This window comes from Microbacterium sp. APC 3901, assembly GCF_030407765.1.
Classification (GTDB): domain Bacteria; phylum Actinomycetota; class Actinomycetes; order Actinomycetales; family Microbacteriaceae; genus Microbacterium.
Genome location: NZ_JASDCU010000003.1, coordinates 110,184 through 125,537, shown reverse-complemented (window position 1 = coordinate 125,537; position 15,354 = coordinate 110,184). Strand labels below are relative to the sequence as shown.

Below are 15,354 nucleotides of genomic sequence, written 5' to 3'. Positions count from 1 at the left end.
TCATGTCCTCCATCTTCGATTGCGGCGATGAGGCCCAGCTCCTCGCCGGCATGCGCCACGCCCGCCAGGCGATCAGTCGCGGCGAACTCATCGTCATGCCCACCGACACGGTCTACGGTGTCGCCGCCGATGCCTTCTCACCGGCAGCGGTGCAACGTCTCCTCGACGCCAAGGGGCGAGGGCGCAACCAGCCCCCGCCCGTCCTCATCGGCACGAAGGAGACCCTGCACGCGCTCGCAGAGTCGGTGCCGGAGCCCGTCCAGCGTCTCGTCGACACGTTCTGGCCCGGTGGGCTGACGATCGTCCTGCCCGCGCAGCCGTCCCTCGTCTGGGATCTCGGCGACACGGAGGGTACGGTCGCCGTCAGGATGCCCGAAGGACGCGTCGCCCTCGAGCTGCTCGCCGAGACCGGGCCGCTGGCGGTGTCCAGCGCCAACCTCACCGGTCGCGAGTCGGCGATCTCGGCGCTCGACGCCGAGCGGATGCTCGGTGACAGCGTCTCCGTCTATCTCGCAGACGGCGTCAGTCGCGATGGGATCGCATCGACGATCATCGACGCGACCTCGCTGGTGCCGCGCGGCGCGGAGCCCACCGAGGGCGGCGTGCGGATCCTCCGAGTCGGCGCCGTCAGCCGTGAGCGGCTGGAGGAGGTGCTCGGCGACCTGCTCGAGCCCGAGACTCCGGCTCCGGAATCGGATGGGGATTCGTGAAGCAGTACCTCTTCACGATCATCCTGACCGCCGCGATCACTTTCGCGTTGACCTGGGCGGTCTGGAAGCTGAGCCTGCGGTTCAAGCTCTACCCGACCATCCGCGAGCGGGATGTGCACACGACCCCCACCCCGCGTCTCGGCGGCGTCGCGATCTTCCTCGGCATCACCGCGGCGATCGGGTTCTCGGCGGTGAATCCGTTCTTCGCCACCATGTGGATGCCGCCGCAGACGATGTGGTCGATCCTCGCCGCGGCCCTGCTGATCGCGGTCATCGGCGTCGTGGACGACCTGTGGGATCTCGACTGGATGATCAAGCTCGGCGCGCAGTTCCTGGCCGCGGGGATCATCACCGTCGGCGGCGGACTGCAGATCCTCTCGCTTCCGTTCGGCGATCTGATCGTGTTCTCCAGCTGGCTGAGCATCACCATCACGATGTTCGCGATCGTCATCGTGATGAACGCGGTCAACTTCATCGACGGCCTCGACGGGCTCGTCGCCGGCGTCTGCCTGATCGCCAACGGCGTCTTCTTCGCGTACTCCTACATCCTGACGCGCGACACCGGCGCATCCAGCTACTTCAACCTCGCCTCATTCCTGGCGGCCGTGCTGATCGGCGCCTGCCTCGGATTCCTGCCCTTCAACTGGAGCCCGGCCAAGCTCTTCATGGGCGACTCGGGGGCGCTGGTCCTGGGCCTGCTGATGGCGACGTCCGCGATCGCCGTCACAGGGCAGCTCGAGCCCTCCGCGCTCGACCCCGAGCGCCTCGGGCGATCCCAGCTCCTCGGCGCCTTCATCCCGATCCTGCTCCCGCTGCTCGTGGTGCTGCTGCCGCTGCTCGATTTCGGGCTGGCCGTTCTGCGCCGCATGAACGCGGGAAAGTCGCCGTTCTCTCCCGACCGCAAGCACCTGCACCACCGCATGCTCGACCTCGGCCATCGCGACCGTGACGCCGTGCTCATCTTCTACGCCTGGACGGCGGTCATCTCCCTCGCCGTCCTTCTGATGTACGTGGGCGCTCGAGAGGACTGGCCCGGCCAGTACCTGCCCGGAGTCGTGTTCGGACTCGTGGGGATCGCCGCGTGCCTCGTCATCACCCTGAACCCCCTGCGCCGGCGGAAGCCCTCGGCGTCTGCTGAACCCGACCCGACACCCGTGGAGTCCCCGTGAGCCCGAGCCCTGTTTCCAGCAACCCGATCCTGCGCAGGACGCTGCTCTGGTCCGCCCTCTCGATGGTGATCCTCGCTGTCGTCGCCGGGGCGATCGGTCTCCTCGTCGGCGGGGGAGAAGGACTCATCAGCGGCCTGCTCGGCGTCGTGCTCGCCATGCTGTTCCTCGGCATCACCGCGCTCAGCATCCTGATCGCCAACCGCTGGTTCGGCGACCCGCTCTATGTACAGCTGTTCTTCGCGATCGTGCTGGGCGGCTGGCTGCTGAAGCTCGGCGTCTTCCTCGTCGTGATGATCCTCCTCGCCGGTCAGCCGTGGCTGAATCCCATGGTGTTCTTCCTCTCGATCGTCGCCGGCGTGATCGTGTCACTGGTGATCGACGTGATCGTGCTCACGCGCATGCGACTGCCCAACGTGAGCGACGCCTCCTTGCCGTCCGAAGCGCCGAGCGACTACGCCCCCGGCGTGCAGCTGCCCACCGTCGTTCCCGAGGATCGCGCCCCTGGGCGGCACAACCTGATCCCCGACTCCCTCGATCAAGAGGGGCCGACAGAAGAGGCCCCGCGGTCTTAGGACACCCTCAGATTCTGATAGTGTTGTCACGTGCCCGCCGCTCGTTCGCGAGCGCTTGCGCTTGAAGCACACCGACCATCGTCGCCCCGGTTCTGACCGGTGCCCCGAAGCTGGAGCCCGCGCTGTTCAATCTTGCTGCGACCCTGATGCCCAAACTCGCGTCCTCTGACGGCGAGTTCCACGGACCTTCGATCGACGAGTTCTTCCCGGAGATCCTCTTCAACGCGTTCGGGGTCATCCCCGTCCACCGGATCCACCTCGTGCAGTTCCTCGCCGTCGTCGTGGTGGTGCTGCTCCTGGTTCTCGGAACCCGCCGCATGAAGATCGTTCCCGGACGCTTCCAGAGCGTCGTCGAGATGGGGCTGGACTTCGTCCGCACCAACATCGCGCACGATCTCCTCGGACGCAAGGACGGCACGCGATTCCTGCCGATCCTCACCACGATCTTCTTCATGGTGCTGTTCATGAACATCACGGGAATCATCCCGTTCCTGAACATCGCCGGCACGAGCATCGCGGCCGTGCCGCTGACGCTCGCGCTCGTGAGCTACTTCACGTTCATCTACGCGGGTATCAAGAAGAGCCCGCTCGGCTTCTTCAAGAACGCGTTGTTCCCGGCCGGAGTCCCGTGGCCGGTCTACATCATCGTCACGCCGATCGAGTTCCTCTCGACCTTCATCATCCGGCCGGTCACGCTGATGCTCCGACTCCTGATGAACATGGTCGTCGGACACATGCTCCTGGTGCTGTGCTTCGCGGCCACCCAGTTCTTCTTCTTCACCGCAGGTGGCGGCTGGGCCGCTCTCGGTGTCGGAACCCTCGCCTTCGGCGGCGCCTTCACTCTCTTCGAGATCCTGGTCGCCGTTCTCCAGGCATACGTCTTCACCGTCCTCACCGCGGTCTACATCCAGCTCGCGGTCGCAGAAGAGCACTGAGCGGGTCGGCAACTGCCGACCCACCCAACGAAAGGAAAAACCCGTGGACGCTACTACGGTTCTCGCAGACATCAACGGTCACCTCGCGTCGGTCGGCTACGGCCTCGCAGCGATCGGTCCGGCCATCGGCGTGGGCATCGTCGTCGGCAAGACCATCGAGGGCGTCGCCCGTCAGCCCGAGCTGGCCGGTCGCCTTCAGGTCCTCATGTGGATCGGTATCGCCTTCACCGAGGCGCTTGCATTCGTCGGCATCGCCGTCGGATTCATCCCCTTCCCGTAATCTCTACCGACTTCTGAAGGAGACAGGATGCTGAACGCTCTTGTCACGAACCTCGCGGCTGAGGGAGAAACGCCTAACCCGCTGATCCCCGCGTGGTACGACATCATCTGGTCGGGTCTGTGGTTCCTCGTCATCCTCATCGTCGTGTGGAAGGTCGCCCTTCCGAAGTTCACGGCGATGCTCGACAAGCGGTCCGCCGCCATCGAGGGCAATATCGCCAAGGCTGACGAAGCACAGAAGCAGGCTGAGGCCGCACTCGAGGAGTACACCCGGCAGCTCGCCGAGGCACGCACCGAGGCCGGTGAGATCCGTGAGGCCGCCCGTGAGGACGGCAAGAAGATCGTCGCCGAAGCCAAGGAGGCCGCGTCGAGCGAGGCTGCTCGCATCACCGCGACCGCGCACACGCAGATCGAGGCCGAGCGTCAGACCGCTCTCGTCTCGCTGCGCAGCGAGGTGGGCTCGCTCGCGATCGACCTCGCCGGTGGCGTGGTCGGCGAGACGCTCTCCGACGATGCGCGCGCGACCGCAGTGGTCGACCGCTTCCTCGCAGACCTCGAAGCATCCGAGAAGGCGGCTCAGTAATGGGCAGCGCGACCACTCAGGCACTCGCGGCATCCACTCAGACGCTTGCCGCAGCGAAGGACGTCACTCTCGACACGGCACGGGAGCTGTTCGCAGCCGCGCGCGCCGTGACGGAGTCGTCTCATTTGAGCGGCGCGCTCGCCGACGCCTCGGCTCCGGTCGTGGCGCGACAGAACGTCGTCGCAGCGGTGTTCGGCGGTTTCTCTCAGGATGCCCAGAGCGTCTTGAAGACCGTCGTCGCCGAGCGCTGGTCTTCGGCTTCGCAGCTAGTGGACGGTATCGAGGAGCTCGCCATCCGAGCTGCGGCGATCGCCGAGCCTCAGGCTGACATCGGGGGAGAGCTGTTCGGCTTCACCCGCGTGATCGCCGCCAACGCGGAACTCGAGCTCGCGCTCGGAAGCCGCCTCGGGGGAGAAGACGCCAAGGGTGCACTCGTCGACAAGCTGCTCGCAGGTGGCGTCAGCGACGCGACTGCGTTGATCGTCTCGTCGCTGGTGCGCCAGCCTCGTGATCGTCGGGTCCGTCAGATGCTCGGTCGGGCAACGCGGGTCGTCGCAGATCAGGGCGACCGCGTGGTGGCCACGGTGCACAGCGCCAAGCCGCTCACCGATGCACAGCGCACTCGTCTCAGCGACGCGCTCTCGCGTCGCTACGACGGCAAGATCTCGCTCAACGAGGTCTCTGACCCCGCCGTCGTCGGAGGCCTGCGCGTGCAGATCGCCGATGACGTCATCGACGGCAGCATCTCCGCCCGTCTCGCCGATCTTCGCCAGAAGCTCGCCGGCTAACACGACTTCGCGCGGGGAACCGCGCACCCAGATACAAAGGGAAGACAATGGCAGAACTATCGATCAGCCCCGACGTCATCCGTGACGCGCTGAAGGACTTCGCCGCAGCATACGAGCCCACTGGGGCCGCGGCGACCGAGGTCGGCACCGTCATCGACGCGGCAGACGGCATCGCGCACGTCGAGGGACTTCCCGGCGTGATGGCGAACGAACTCGTCACCTTCGCAGACGGCACCAAGGGACTCGCGCTCAACCTCGACGAGCACCAGATCGGTGTCGTCGTGCTCGGCGAGTTCACCGGCGTCGAGGCCGGTCAGGAAGTCACCCGCACGGGTGAGGTCCTCTCCGTTCCCGTCGGCGACGGCTACCTCGGCCGCGTGGTCGACCCTCTCGGCAACCCGATCGACGGCCTCGGCTCCATCGCCACCGACGGCGTGCGTGAGCTCGAGCTCCAGGCGCCCGGCGTCATGCAGCGCAAGTCGGTGCATGAGCCGATGCAGACCGGCATCAAGGCCATCGACGCGATGATCCCCGTCGGCCGCGGTCAGCGTCAGCTGATCATCGGCGACCGCCAGACCGGCAAGACGGCCATCGCGATCGACACGATCATCAACCAGAAGGACAACTGGGAGTCGGGCGACGTCAACAAGCAGGTTCGCTGCATCTACGTCGCGATCGGTCAGAAGGGCTCGACCATCGCTTCGGTGAAGGGCGCGCTCGAAGAGGCCGGCGCCCTGGAGTACACCACGATCGTGGCCGCTCCGGCATCCGACCCCGCGGGCTTCAAGTACCTCGCCCCCTACACCGGCTCGGCCATCGGCCAGCACTGGATGTACGGCGGCAAGCACGTCCTCATCATCTTCGATGACCTGTCGAAGCAGGCCGAGGCCTACCGTGCCGTGTCGCTCCTCCTGCGCCGTCCGCCGGGCCGTGAGGCATACCCGGGTGACGTCTTCTACCTGCACTCGCGTCTTCTCGAGCGTTGCGCCAAGCTGTCCGACGAGCTCGGCGCGGGTTCGATGACCGGTCTGCCGATCATCGAGACCAAGGCGAACGACGTCTCGGCGTACATCCCGACCAACGTGATCTCGATCACCGACGGCCAGATCTTCCTCCAGTCCGACCTCTTCAACGCCAACCAGCGTCCCGCGGTCGACGTGGGTATCTCGGTGTCGCGAGTCGGTGGCGACGCTCAGGTCAAGTCGATCAAGAAGGTCTCCGGAACGTTGAAGCTGGAGCTCGCGCAGTACCGCTCGCTCGAGGCCTTCGCGATGTTCGCATCCGACCTCGACGCGGCTTCGCGTCGTCAGCTCTCGCGTGGAGCGCGTCTCACCGAGCTGCTGAAGCAGCCCCAGTACTCGCCGTACCCCGTCGAGGAGCAGGTCGTCTCGATCTGGGCCGGCACCAAGGGCAAGCTCGACACCCTCGAGGTCTCCGATGTCCTCCGCTTCGAGCGCGAGCTGCTCGACTACCTCCGTCGCAACACGAAGGTGCTCGAGACGCTGCGCGACACCAACGTCCTCGATGACGACACGGTCGCCGAGCTCGAGAAGCACACTGACGCTTTCCTCCTGGAGTTCCAGGGTGGCAAGGGACACGCCATCGGCGCTCCCGGCCACGAGGAGCACGCTGCAGCAGAGGCTGAGGACGTCAACCAGGAGAAGATCGTCAAGGGTCGTCGCGCGTAACCGCGTGAGGAACTGAATTCATGGGCGCTCAACTCAGGGTCTACAAGCAGAAGATCAGCTCTGCTCAGACGACCAAGAAGATCACGAAGGCGATGGAACTCATCGCGGCTTCGCGCATCCAGAAGGCGATGGCACGTGTCAAAGCGTCCAGCCCCTTCGCGCGAGCCGTGACGAGGGCCGTGTCGGCCGTCGCGACGCACTCGAACGTCGACCACCCGCTCACCCGCGAGCCTGAGACGATCCGCCGCTCCGCGGTCGTGATCTTCTCGTCGGACCGCGGTCTCGCCGGAGCCTTCAACTCGCAGATCCTCCGTGAGGGTCTCGAGGTGGCAGAGCTCCTGCGCGGGCAGGGCAAGGAGCCGGTGTTCTATCTCGTCGGACGCAAGGCCGTCGGGTACTTCCAGTTCCGTCGCATCGCGGCGGCTGCGGAGTGGACCGGCGACACCGACACACCGTCGTTCCACACCGCAGAAGAGATCTCGGCCAAGCTGCTCGAGGACTTCGGGCGCGGTGCAGACGACGGTGGCGTCGACGAGATCCACCTCGTGTACAACCGTTTCGTCAGCATGATGACGCAGTCGCCTGAGTCCGTGCGTCTGCTTCCGTTGGAGATCACGGAAGCCGATGACTCGGAGGCAGGCAACGCCGTCTACCCGCTGTACGAGTTCGAGCCGGATGCCGAGACCGTTCTCGACGCGATCCTGCCGGTGTACATCCAGAGCCGCGTCTTCAACGCGCTTCTGCAGTCGTCTGCTGCGAAGCAGGCCGCGACCCAGAAGGCGATGAAGTCGGCCAGCGACAACGCCGACAAGCTCATCACCGACTACACCCGTCTGCGCAACAACGCGCGTCAGGCGGAGATCACGCAGCAGATCGCAGAGATCGTCGGCGGCGCCGACGCACTCTCGTCGAGCAAATAGACCATCAGGAGAGAGACGAAAATGACCCCCACCGCTACGGCTGACCAGCCGGCGACCGCGGTCGTCGGGCGCGTCGCACGCGTCAACGGTCCGGTTGTCGACATCGAGTTCCCGCACGACTCGATCCCCGACATCTACAACGCACTCAAGACCACGATCGTGATCGGCGACTCCTCGGTCGAGATCACCCTCGAGGTCGCTCAGCACCTCGGCGACGACCTCGTCCGCGCCATCGCTCTGAAGCCGACCGACGGCATCGTCCGTGGCCAGGAAGTGCGCGACACCGGCGAGGCCATCTCGGTTCCCGTCGGTGACGTCACCAAGGGCAAGGTCTTCAACGTCATCGGCGAGGTCCTGAACCTCGAGCCCGGTGAGACGATCGAGGTCACCGAGCGCTGGCCCATCCACCGCAAGGCCCCGAACTTCGACCAGCTCGAGTCGAAGACGACCATGTTCGAGACCGGCATCAAGTCGATCGACCTTCTGACCCCCTACGTGCTGGGTGGAAAGATCGGTCTGTTCGGTGGAGCCGGTGTCGGCAAGACCGTCCTCATCCAGGAGATGATCCAGCGCGTCGCGCAGGACCACGGTGGTGTGTCGGTGTTCGCCGGCGTCGGCGAGCGTACCCGTGAGGGCAACGACCTGATCCACGAGATGGAAGAGGCGGGTGTCTTCGACAAGACGGCCCTCGTCTTCGGCCAGATGGACGAGCCGCCGGGAACGCGTCTGCGTGTCGCCCTCTCGGCTCTGACGATGGCGGAGTACTTCCGCGACGTGCAGAAGCAGGACGTGCTGCTCTTCATCGACAACATCTTCCGCTTCACGCAGGCCGGTTCCGAGGTCTCCACGCTGCTCGGCCGCATGCCCTCCGCGGTGGGATACCAGCCGAACCTCGCCGACGAGATGGGTGTGCTCCAGGAGCGCATCACGTCGACTCGTGGCCACTCGATCACCTCGCTGCAGGCGATCTACGTCCCGGCCGATGACTACACCGACCCGGCTCCGGCGACGACGTTCGCCCACCTCGACGCCACCACGGAGCTTTCTCGTGAGATCGCGTCGAAGGGTCTGTACCCGGCCATCGACCCGCTGACCTCGACGTCGCGCATCATGGACCCCCGTTACTTGGGCGAGGACCACTACCGCGTAGCGACCACGGTCAAGCAGATCCTCCAGAAGAACAAGGAACTGCAGGAGATCATCGCCATCCTCGGTGTCGACGAGCTCTCCGAAGAGGACAAGATCGTCGTGTCGCGTGCACGTCGCATTCAGCAGTTCCTCTCGCAGAACACCTACATGGCCAAGAAGTTCACCGGTGTCGAGGGTTCGACCGTTCCGCTCAAGGAGACGATCGAGTCGTTCGACGCGATCGCTCGCGGTGACTTCGACCACGTCGCAGAGCAGGCCTTCTTCAACGTCGGTGGCATCTCCGACGTCGAAGAGCAGTGGGCGAAGATCCAGAAGGAGAACGGCTGATCATGGCACTGCATGTCAGCCTCGTCTCCGCGGACGCGGAGGTCTGGACGGGAGAGGCGAGTCTCGTTGTCGCCAAGACCGTCGAGGGCGAGATCGGATTCATGGCCGGCCATGAGCCGGTCCTGGCGATCCTCGCTCAGGGCGAGGTCCGGATCACGCAGACGGATGGCACCAAGGTGCTCGCCAACGCACAGGACGGCTTCCTCTCGATGGAGAGCGACGTCTTGACGATCGTGGCAGGCAACGCGGCTCTCATCGCCTGAGCAGTTCAGTTCCTCGCGTCCGCCTCGGCCCTTCTGGGGTCGGGGCGGACGCGTCTGTATGACCGAGGTTCCATGAAGATTCTCCTGCCCCCGTCAGAGACGAAGCGACCCGGAGGCGACGGTGCGCCCCTCGATGTGAGCGGGCTCGCACTTCCGGACCTCGGCGCCAAGCGTCACGAGGTGATCGATGCGCTCGTCGAGCTGGCAGGAGACGAAGAGCACGCGCGGAAGGTGCTGAGGCTCAGCCCGAAGCAGGCCGGAGATGTCCTTCACAACCGGATGCTGCGCTCCGCGGCGACGATGCCGGCGGTGGATCGCTACACGGGTGTCCTGTACGACGCGCTCGACGCGGGCAGCCTCAGCGCGGCCTCCCGTCGCTGGCTCGGCGCCCACGTGTGGATCCACTCGGCGCCGCTCGGCCCGATCGGCGCGCTCGACGCCCTACCGCCGTATCGCCTGGCAGCCGGCACATCGCTGCCTGGTCTCCCTGCGCTGCGCCGACATTGGGCCGACGCGACCACCGATGCGATGGCGGGGGAGGAGCCCGACTTCATTCTCGACCTGCGGAGCGAGGCCTACGTCGCTCTCGGTCCCGTGCCGGATACCGTCAGCTCCTGCTACGTGCGAGTCGTCACGGAGCACGGTCGGGCTCTCAACCACTTCAACAAGAAGTCCAAGGGGACGCTCGTGCGAGCTCTGGCGCAGGACCGTCCGCGGGTTCGATCGCTGCGGACGTTCCGGACGTGGGCCGGTGGCAGAGGGCTGGTACTCCGCCGCACCGACGACCCCGGTGTAGAAGAGCTCGTCGTCGCGGAATGACCGAGCTCGACCCGCAACGAGTTCTCCGCGCGTGTGTCGTTGCCCCGCATATCGGCACACCGATATGGTTGGTGTCGCGGCGCGCACAGCGTCAGCTCCATCAGATCCGGAGGGGATCATGTACAACGACTATTACGACAACGGGGCGGCTATCGCCGGTCTCTTCGTCGTCTTCTTGATCAGTCTGCTCTTCGCACTGGCGTTCTATGTGATCTCGTCGATCTTCCTGATGAAGATCTTCGAAAAGGCTGGTGTCCAGGGCAAGTGGCGCGCGTGGGTGCCTGTCTACAACTCGATGATCTTCGCGAAGCTCGGAGACATCTCGCCGTGGGTCGTCCTGATCGGCATCGGGCTCTCGTTCATCCCGTATCTCAACTTCCTGACCGGCATCGCGCTGGCCGTGGTTCTCGCTCTCGCTGCATGGCGAGTGGGGCTGAAGCTGCAGAAGGACGCTGTGTGGGTCGTCCTGTTCGTTCTGCTCTCGATCGTCTGGTACGGCATCAACGCCTTCGACAAGTCCCGCTGGAACCCGAACATCACTCCCGCCCCGTGGGCCGGGAACGGCTTCCTCGCCGACTCCACCGTCTGGGACGGCGTCCCCGTGCAGCCTCGCCCGGCAGCCGGTCCCGGCTACGGCGCTCCTCAGGGATACGGCGCCCCTCAGCAGGGCTACGCGCCTCCCGCCCCGCAGGGGTACGCTCCGCCCGCTCAGCCCGGCTACGCGCCGCCGGCTCAGCCCGCCCAGCCCGGCTACGCGCCGCCCGCAGCGCCGTCGTCCCCGGCCGCACCCGGCGTTCCGCCGGCCGCGCCGTCCACGCCTCCGACGGCTCCGCCCGCTCCGCCCGCAGCACCTCCGGCCGCTCCGCAGGTTCCGCCTACTGACCCCACGCAGCCTCCGGCTTGATCTGATCTGATCTGGCGCGACGCAGAGCCCTCGACTTCGGTCGGGGGCTCTGTGCTGTGCGGGATGGGTGCGCACCGTGTCGGAGGGCCTCGGTGGAAAGCGATAACGTGGAGGCATGGTCATGTCGCAGCCTCGAATCGGCGCAGCAGGACTCCGCGTGACGGCCGGGGGTGCGAGTGCGACCCTCACCGCGTCCACTACGATGTGTGAGTGCCCTGGGGTAGCCCGACCCGCAGGCAATTCGGAGGCGACGAGTGGCTGAGACGACGACGAAGACGCGCAGCGTCACGGTTGCGCAGCGCACGCTGCTGCTTTCCTGGGCGGGTGTGACCGATGTCGGTCGGCGCCGTGAATCGAATCAGGACGCGTTCTTCGCGGACTACCCGCTGTTCATCGTCGCCGACGGCATGGGGGGTCACGCCGGTGGCGAGATCGCGAGCCAGAGCACGGTCAAACGACTGGACGCCGTCGTCGCCGCGGGCGCTGTCGATCGCGGATCCATCGAGGGTGCGCTCGAGCTGGCCGTCGCCGACATCGCCGATCATCCCGAGACCACGGACGAAGGCACCGGCACCACACTCACCGGAGTCTTCCTCGAGTTCGAGGGCGATGAGCCGCACTGGACGTCGCTCAACATCGGCGACTCTCGCGTGTACCTCCTCAGGGACGAGCGTCTGGTGCAGATCACCACAGACCACTCTGTCGTCCAGGAGCTCATCGCCGCAGGCAAGATCAGCCCCGAAGAGGCCGAAGGGCACCCGTACAGCAACGTGATCACACGAGCGGTGGGGGCGAGTGAGCTCACTGCTCCCGACTACGTCACGCTCGATGTCCGCCCGGGCGACCGGTTCGTGATCTGCTCAGATGGGCTGACGAAAGAGCTGACCGATTACGGCATCCAACATTTCCTCCGCGAGAACGCCGATCCCGCCGCTGCCGTCGATGCGATGCTCGCGGCGGCGTTGGAGAACGGAGGCCGCGACAACGTGACGCTCGTCATCGTGCAGATCGCGGACGAGTCGTCCCCCGCACCGGCTGAGTCCTTCTCCACACCGGACTAGACCGACGAATCGTGTCCGATCCCTGTGGAGGGCACGCTCGGTTGCTCTCCCATGGGGTCCACTGGGGGCATGGACTCTCTGCCGATAGCGATCCCTGCCACCCCTGTGCCGGCTCGCAGGCCACCCACCCCGTTCATCGCTGCACTCGTGCCGGTGGTCGCCGGAGTGGTGCTCTGGCTCGTCACCGGCTCGCTGTTCTCGCTGTGCTTCGCGGCTCTCGGACCCCTGATGATCTTCGCGTCGCTGATCGACGGGGCGCGTTCCCGGCGAAAGGCGTTCCGCGTCGCCGAGATCGAGAGCGCGGCGGCGTGGTCGCTCGCTGAAGCACAGCTGTCGCAGCTCCACGACGACGAGCGTCAGATGCGATGGCACCGTCATCCTGATGCTGCGGCCGGTCTTGCGCAACCGCCGTTGCGCGGCCTCGAATCACCGAACGCCGACACGGAGATCGTCGTCGGCAGCGGAGTCGGCGCCAGCGCAGTGCGCGCATCGGGAGGGGAAGGAGAGCGCGAACGCGAGTTCCGGACTCGATGCGCCAGGCTCGACAGCGTGCCGATCACGGTTCCGCTCAGCGGGGGTGTCGGATTGCGCGGTGCGCACCCCGTCGTCGCCTCCGTCGCTCGAGCGCTCGTCGTGCAGCTCTGTCTGCGGTTCGGCGCCGCTCAGATGTCGATCCTCGGCCCGCATCTCGAGGAACTCGGAATCGCGGGGTTCCCACAATCGCGTTTCGCGCGGCGCGGTGCGTTTCGTCTGGCGGTGACCCGAAGCGGAGACTCTCACCCGTCGTCTGATGCTGTGATCTGGCTGCTCGGCCGCGACGAGGACGTCCCTGAGGGAATCGCGACGGTCATCGACGTCGTCGAGCCGCACCGCGCGAGCGTCCGCACGCCGCAGGGGATCATCGAGGTCGCCGCCGAGTGCATGTCCCGAGATCAGGCGATCGCGATCGGAGAAGAGAGATCGCGTGAGGGCGACGAGCTGGACTCCCTGCCGCCAGGGGTGGCGCTCAGCGACCTGCGCCAGCCCGAATCGGGGATCGGATTGGCGGCGGTGGTGGGCCGGGGCGAGCGAACTGACACCCTCCTCGACATCGTCGACGACGGGCCGCACGCCATCGTGACCGGCACGACCGGCAGCGGCAAGAGCGAGCTGCTGGTTTCGTGGGTGACCGCCATGGCGAGCGGCCACGGGCCGGACCGAGTGACGTTCGTCCTGGCGGATTTCAAAGGGGGCACAGCCTTCGAGCCGCTTCGGATGCTCCCGCAGGTGGCCGCTGTGATCACGGATCTGGATGAAGAGGGTGCGCGCAGGGGAGTGTCCAGCCTGACGGCGGAGCTGCGCCGCCGTGAGTCGGTCCTCGCGGAAGCCGGCGCACGTGATGTGCGTGAGATCGGAATGGCGAGGCTGGTGATCGTGGTCGACGAGTTCGCCGCGCTGCTTCAGGAGCACTCCTACCCCTGATAGGACACTCTAGCGCCGCCCGAGGATTTTGACTTCCCGCATCGCAGGGTGGGGCGCTTCGTCGACCCGTCGCAAGTTTTTCCGGAGGTCCTTTGATGATCGGCATGTCTCATGCGTATCAGTTAACAGGAGAGGGAAACGCCCGCTCCGCTGAGGAGAAGTGGAAAATGACCGAAATCGACCCCGTAGCTGAGATCGACCGCCTGATGGGAGAGTTCGAGAAGCTGAGGACAGAGCAGTTGGTGTCTGAAGCTCTGATGGCCACGTGGAAGCTGAACGCGCTGTACCGCACTCTGCTGAAGCGTGACGTGGATGAGGACGCGCTTGAAGCGGTTGGTCATCACGCCATCGCGAGCGCCAGCGCGGTGACTGCCTTGCGCATCACCCTTTAACCGGACGCAGGAAGACCCATCAGTCGATCTTGGACGGTGGGTCTTCCCTTGTCCCCGGGGCAGTCATAGGTTGAACATTGCTAGAGGTTGGGCTGTGGTGGCGAGCCACATGTAACGGATTCTAGAGACCGACTAACCATCTGACTGCTGGAGTCAGGAGCAGCAACAAGGCCGTGCTCCCGAGGACGGGAAGGAAGGTGAAGATATTGCTCCCGAGTACTATCAGCTTCCTCTTGAAGAACCCCACGACCGACAGTCGATCGGCGGGATCGACGCTAGATGGTTTGTCCCGTTTGATCTCGCCGGGGAACGCCTTGAAGAAGTCGGCAGGGCTGTGGTTATCGGTGTCGTCGAGGACAGACTGGTAATCGCGGTCGATCTCGTCGGCACGTTTGTTTCGTTCATCCGTGTCGGCAAGCGAACGCGTTGCAAGATCGGACGCCACCCACAGCTTCTGAAGGCTTCGGTATGCGTGAAAGAACTTCTCTGCCTGTACCTGGAACTGCGCGCTTGTAACGAGGACGGAAACCACGAGAGTGACGATTCCGAGTACCACCATCAAAGCCGAACCACGCTCACCGTACACAGATGGTTCAGTGAGCGATACGACTGCCACCGATGTACCCGTGAGCGATGCGACGACCAGGGCGAAGTTCCAGTAGTTCCCTCGTTTTTGATGACGCCGCGCTGTTTCGACACGTGACTTATAAGTTCGTTGGATGCGCCTGCTGAGGGCCGACAGTGCGTCGTGCGTGTGAGATTGAGATTCTTCGCCCATGAGTGAAATCTAGGGCATGCCTAGAGCGTGTGGTTGGTCTCGTCAGCCAGTGAGGAACGCGGCAGCGCGAGCGGTGAAGTTGTGAGGGGTGTGGTTCCCGTTTGTGCTGTCGTGCTGATGCGCGTACGGCACGACGCCGATCCCGTTGATGTAGTCCACATGTTGGCGATGTTCTAAGCGCGCTGTGCACTAGTCTGCGGCCATGACAACAGAGCCTGAGTTCACTTGGCCGACAACTATCCACAAGGCTGCGGAGGCAACGGCGCGGCTTGCGCTCCGCACGGACGATCCGCTGCGTTTGCACCGCGCCGCCGCGATGCTTGACGCGATTGCGTGGGGCATCGAGGAGGCCGAAGCGGAGACGCCAACAGAGAAGGACATCGCGTCCGCATACGCTGACAAGCGGGGCCTGTACCTGCAAGAGGATGATGGGCTGTTCTCGCTCAACGACATAAGTGCCCGGGAGACTCTTGTTGGCCCCGACGCAAGCTTGGCTGACGTGCTCGCATACCTTGACTTAGACGAACCCGACTCTGTCAGCTAAGCCGGACTAGAG

At 65.3% G+C, this 15,354-nt stretch carries 18 protein-coding genes; 17 read left to right on the top strand and 1 reads right to left on the bottom strand.

The window, feature by feature from the left end; all coding sequences use genetic code 11:
- Nucleotides 1–2 precede the first annotated feature (2 nt).
- The 16 genes from QMA07_RS03715 (at nt 3) to QMA07_RS03640 (ending at nt 14,020) form a co-directional block, all read left to right on the top strand.
- Entirely contained in the window at nt 3–710 is a 708-nt protein-coding gene (locus QMA07_RS03715) for an L-threonylcarbamoyladenylate synthase (RefSeq protein WP_290160114.1), read from the top strand.
- Complete coding sequence (locus QMA07_RS03710) at nt 707–1,879, top strand: MraY family glycosyltransferase (RefSeq protein WP_290160113.1); 1,173 nt, start codon at nt 707–709, stop codon at nt 1,877–1,879. Before QMA07_RS03715 ends, QMA07_RS03710 begins: the two co-directional genes overlap by 4 nt.
- Complete coding sequence (locus QMA07_RS03705; RefSeq protein ID WP_290160112.1) at nt 1,876–2,451, top strand: hypothetical protein; 576 nt, start codon at nt 1,876–1,878, stop codon at nt 2,449–2,451. The genes QMA07_RS03710 and QMA07_RS03705 overlap by 4 nt, the downstream gene beginning before the upstream one ends.
- A gap of 146 nt (nt 2,452–2,597) precedes the next feature.
- Nucleotides 2,598–3,386 carry a F0F1 ATP synthase subunit A gene (gene atpB / locus QMA07_RS03700; protein WP_290160111.1) on the top strand — a complete coding sequence of 263 codons (789 nt, stop codon included), beginning with the start codon at nt 2,598–2,600 and terminating at the stop codon, nt 3,384–3,386.
- 43 nt (nt 3,387–3,429) lie between these two features.
- Nucleotides 3,430–3,666 carry an ATP synthase F0 subunit C gene (gene atpE / locus QMA07_RS03695; protein ID WP_042541851.1) on the top strand — a complete coding sequence of 79 codons (237 nt, stop codon included), beginning with the start codon at nt 3,430–3,432 and terminating at the stop codon, nt 3,664–3,666.
- 27 nt (nt 3,667–3,693) lie between these two features.
- Nucleotides 3,694–4,248, top strand: a complete 555-nt coding sequence (locus QMA07_RS03690) for a F0F1 ATP synthase subunit B (protein ID WP_053095759.1) — start codon at nt 3,694–3,696, stop codon at nt 4,246–4,248.
- Complete coding sequence (locus QMA07_RS03685) at nt 4,248–5,036, top strand: F0F1 ATP synthase subunit delta (protein WP_290160110.1); 789 nt, start codon at nt 4,248–4,250, stop codon at nt 5,034–5,036. Before QMA07_RS03690 ends, QMA07_RS03685 begins: the two co-directional genes overlap by 1 nt.
- 47 nt (nt 5,037–5,083) lie before the next feature.
- Nucleotides 5,084–6,724: a F0F1 ATP synthase subunit alpha gene (gene atpA, locus QMA07_RS03680; RefSeq protein WP_290160109.1), complete on the top strand. Its 1,641-nt coding sequence runs from the start codon at nt 5,084–5,086 to the stop codon at nt 6,722–6,724.
- A gap of 20 nt (nt 6,725–6,744) precedes the next feature.
- Nucleotides 6,745–7,644: a F0F1 ATP synthase subunit gamma gene (locus QMA07_RS03675; RefSeq protein ID WP_140036789.1), complete on the top strand. Its 900-nt coding sequence runs from the start codon at nt 6,745–6,747 to the stop codon at nt 7,642–7,644.
- A 21-nt stretch (nt 7,645–7,665) separates the two neighbouring features.
- Nucleotides 7,666–9,120 carry a F0F1 ATP synthase subunit beta gene (gene atpD / locus QMA07_RS03670; protein ID WP_290160108.1) on the top strand — a complete coding sequence of 485 codons (1,455 nt, stop codon included), beginning with the start codon at nt 7,666–7,668 and terminating at the stop codon, nt 9,118–9,120.
- A gap of 2 nt (nt 9,121–9,122) precedes the next feature.
- The gene (locus QMA07_RS03665; RefSeq protein ID WP_053095764.1) at nt 9,123–9,383 is read left to right on the top strand and encodes a F0F1 ATP synthase subunit epsilon; all 261 of its coding nucleotides are present in this window, start codon (nt 9,123–9,125) and stop codon (nt 9,381–9,383) included.
- Nucleotides 9,384–9,455: 72 nt separating this feature from the next.
- Entirely contained in the window at nt 9,456–10,202 is a 747-nt protein-coding gene (locus tag QMA07_RS03660) for a peroxide stress protein YaaA (protein ID WP_290160107.1), read from the top strand.
- A 118-nt stretch (nt 10,203–10,320) separates the two neighbouring features.
- Nucleotides 10,321–11,106, top strand: a complete 786-nt coding sequence (locus QMA07_RS03655; RefSeq protein ID WP_290160106.1) for a large exoprotein — start codon at nt 10,321–10,323, stop codon at nt 11,104–11,106.
- Between the two features lie 254 nt (nt 11,107–11,360).
- Nucleotides 11,361–12,167 carry a protein phosphatase 2C domain-containing protein gene (locus QMA07_RS03650; protein WP_290160105.1) on the top strand — a complete coding sequence of 269 codons (807 nt, stop codon included), beginning with the start codon at nt 11,361–11,363 and terminating at the stop codon, nt 12,165–12,167.
- Nucleotides 12,168–12,236: 69 nt separating this feature from the next.
- Entirely contained in the window at nt 12,237–13,628 is a 1,392-nt protein-coding gene (locus QMA07_RS03645; RefSeq protein ID WP_290160104.1) for an FtsK/SpoIIIE domain-containing protein, read from the top strand.
- Nucleotides 13,629–13,795: 167 nt separating this feature from the next.
- Nucleotides 13,796–14,020, top strand: coding sequence for a hypothetical protein (locus QMA07_RS03640; RefSeq protein WP_290160103.1), 225 nt, complete (start codon nt 13,796–13,798; stop codon nt 14,018–14,020).
- Between the two features lie 121 nt (nt 14,021–14,141).
- On the opposite strand, the gene QMA07_RS03635 is transcribed toward QMA07_RS03640, so the two are convergent.
- The gene (locus tag QMA07_RS03635) at nt 14,142–14,798 is read right to left on the bottom strand and encodes an SLATT domain-containing protein (RefSeq protein ID WP_290160102.1); all 657 of its coding nucleotides are present in this window, start codon (nt 14,796–14,798) and stop codon (nt 14,142–14,144) included.
- Between the two features lie 202 nt (nt 14,799–15,000).
- Between QMA07_RS03635 and QMA07_RS03630 the strand changes: the two genes are divergently transcribed.
- Nucleotides 15,001–15,342 carry a hypothetical protein gene (locus tag QMA07_RS03630; RefSeq protein ID WP_290160101.1) on the top strand — a complete coding sequence of 114 codons (342 nt, stop codon included), beginning with the start codon at nt 15,001–15,003 and terminating at the stop codon, nt 15,340–15,342.
- Nucleotides 15,343–15,354 lie beyond the last annotated feature (12 nt).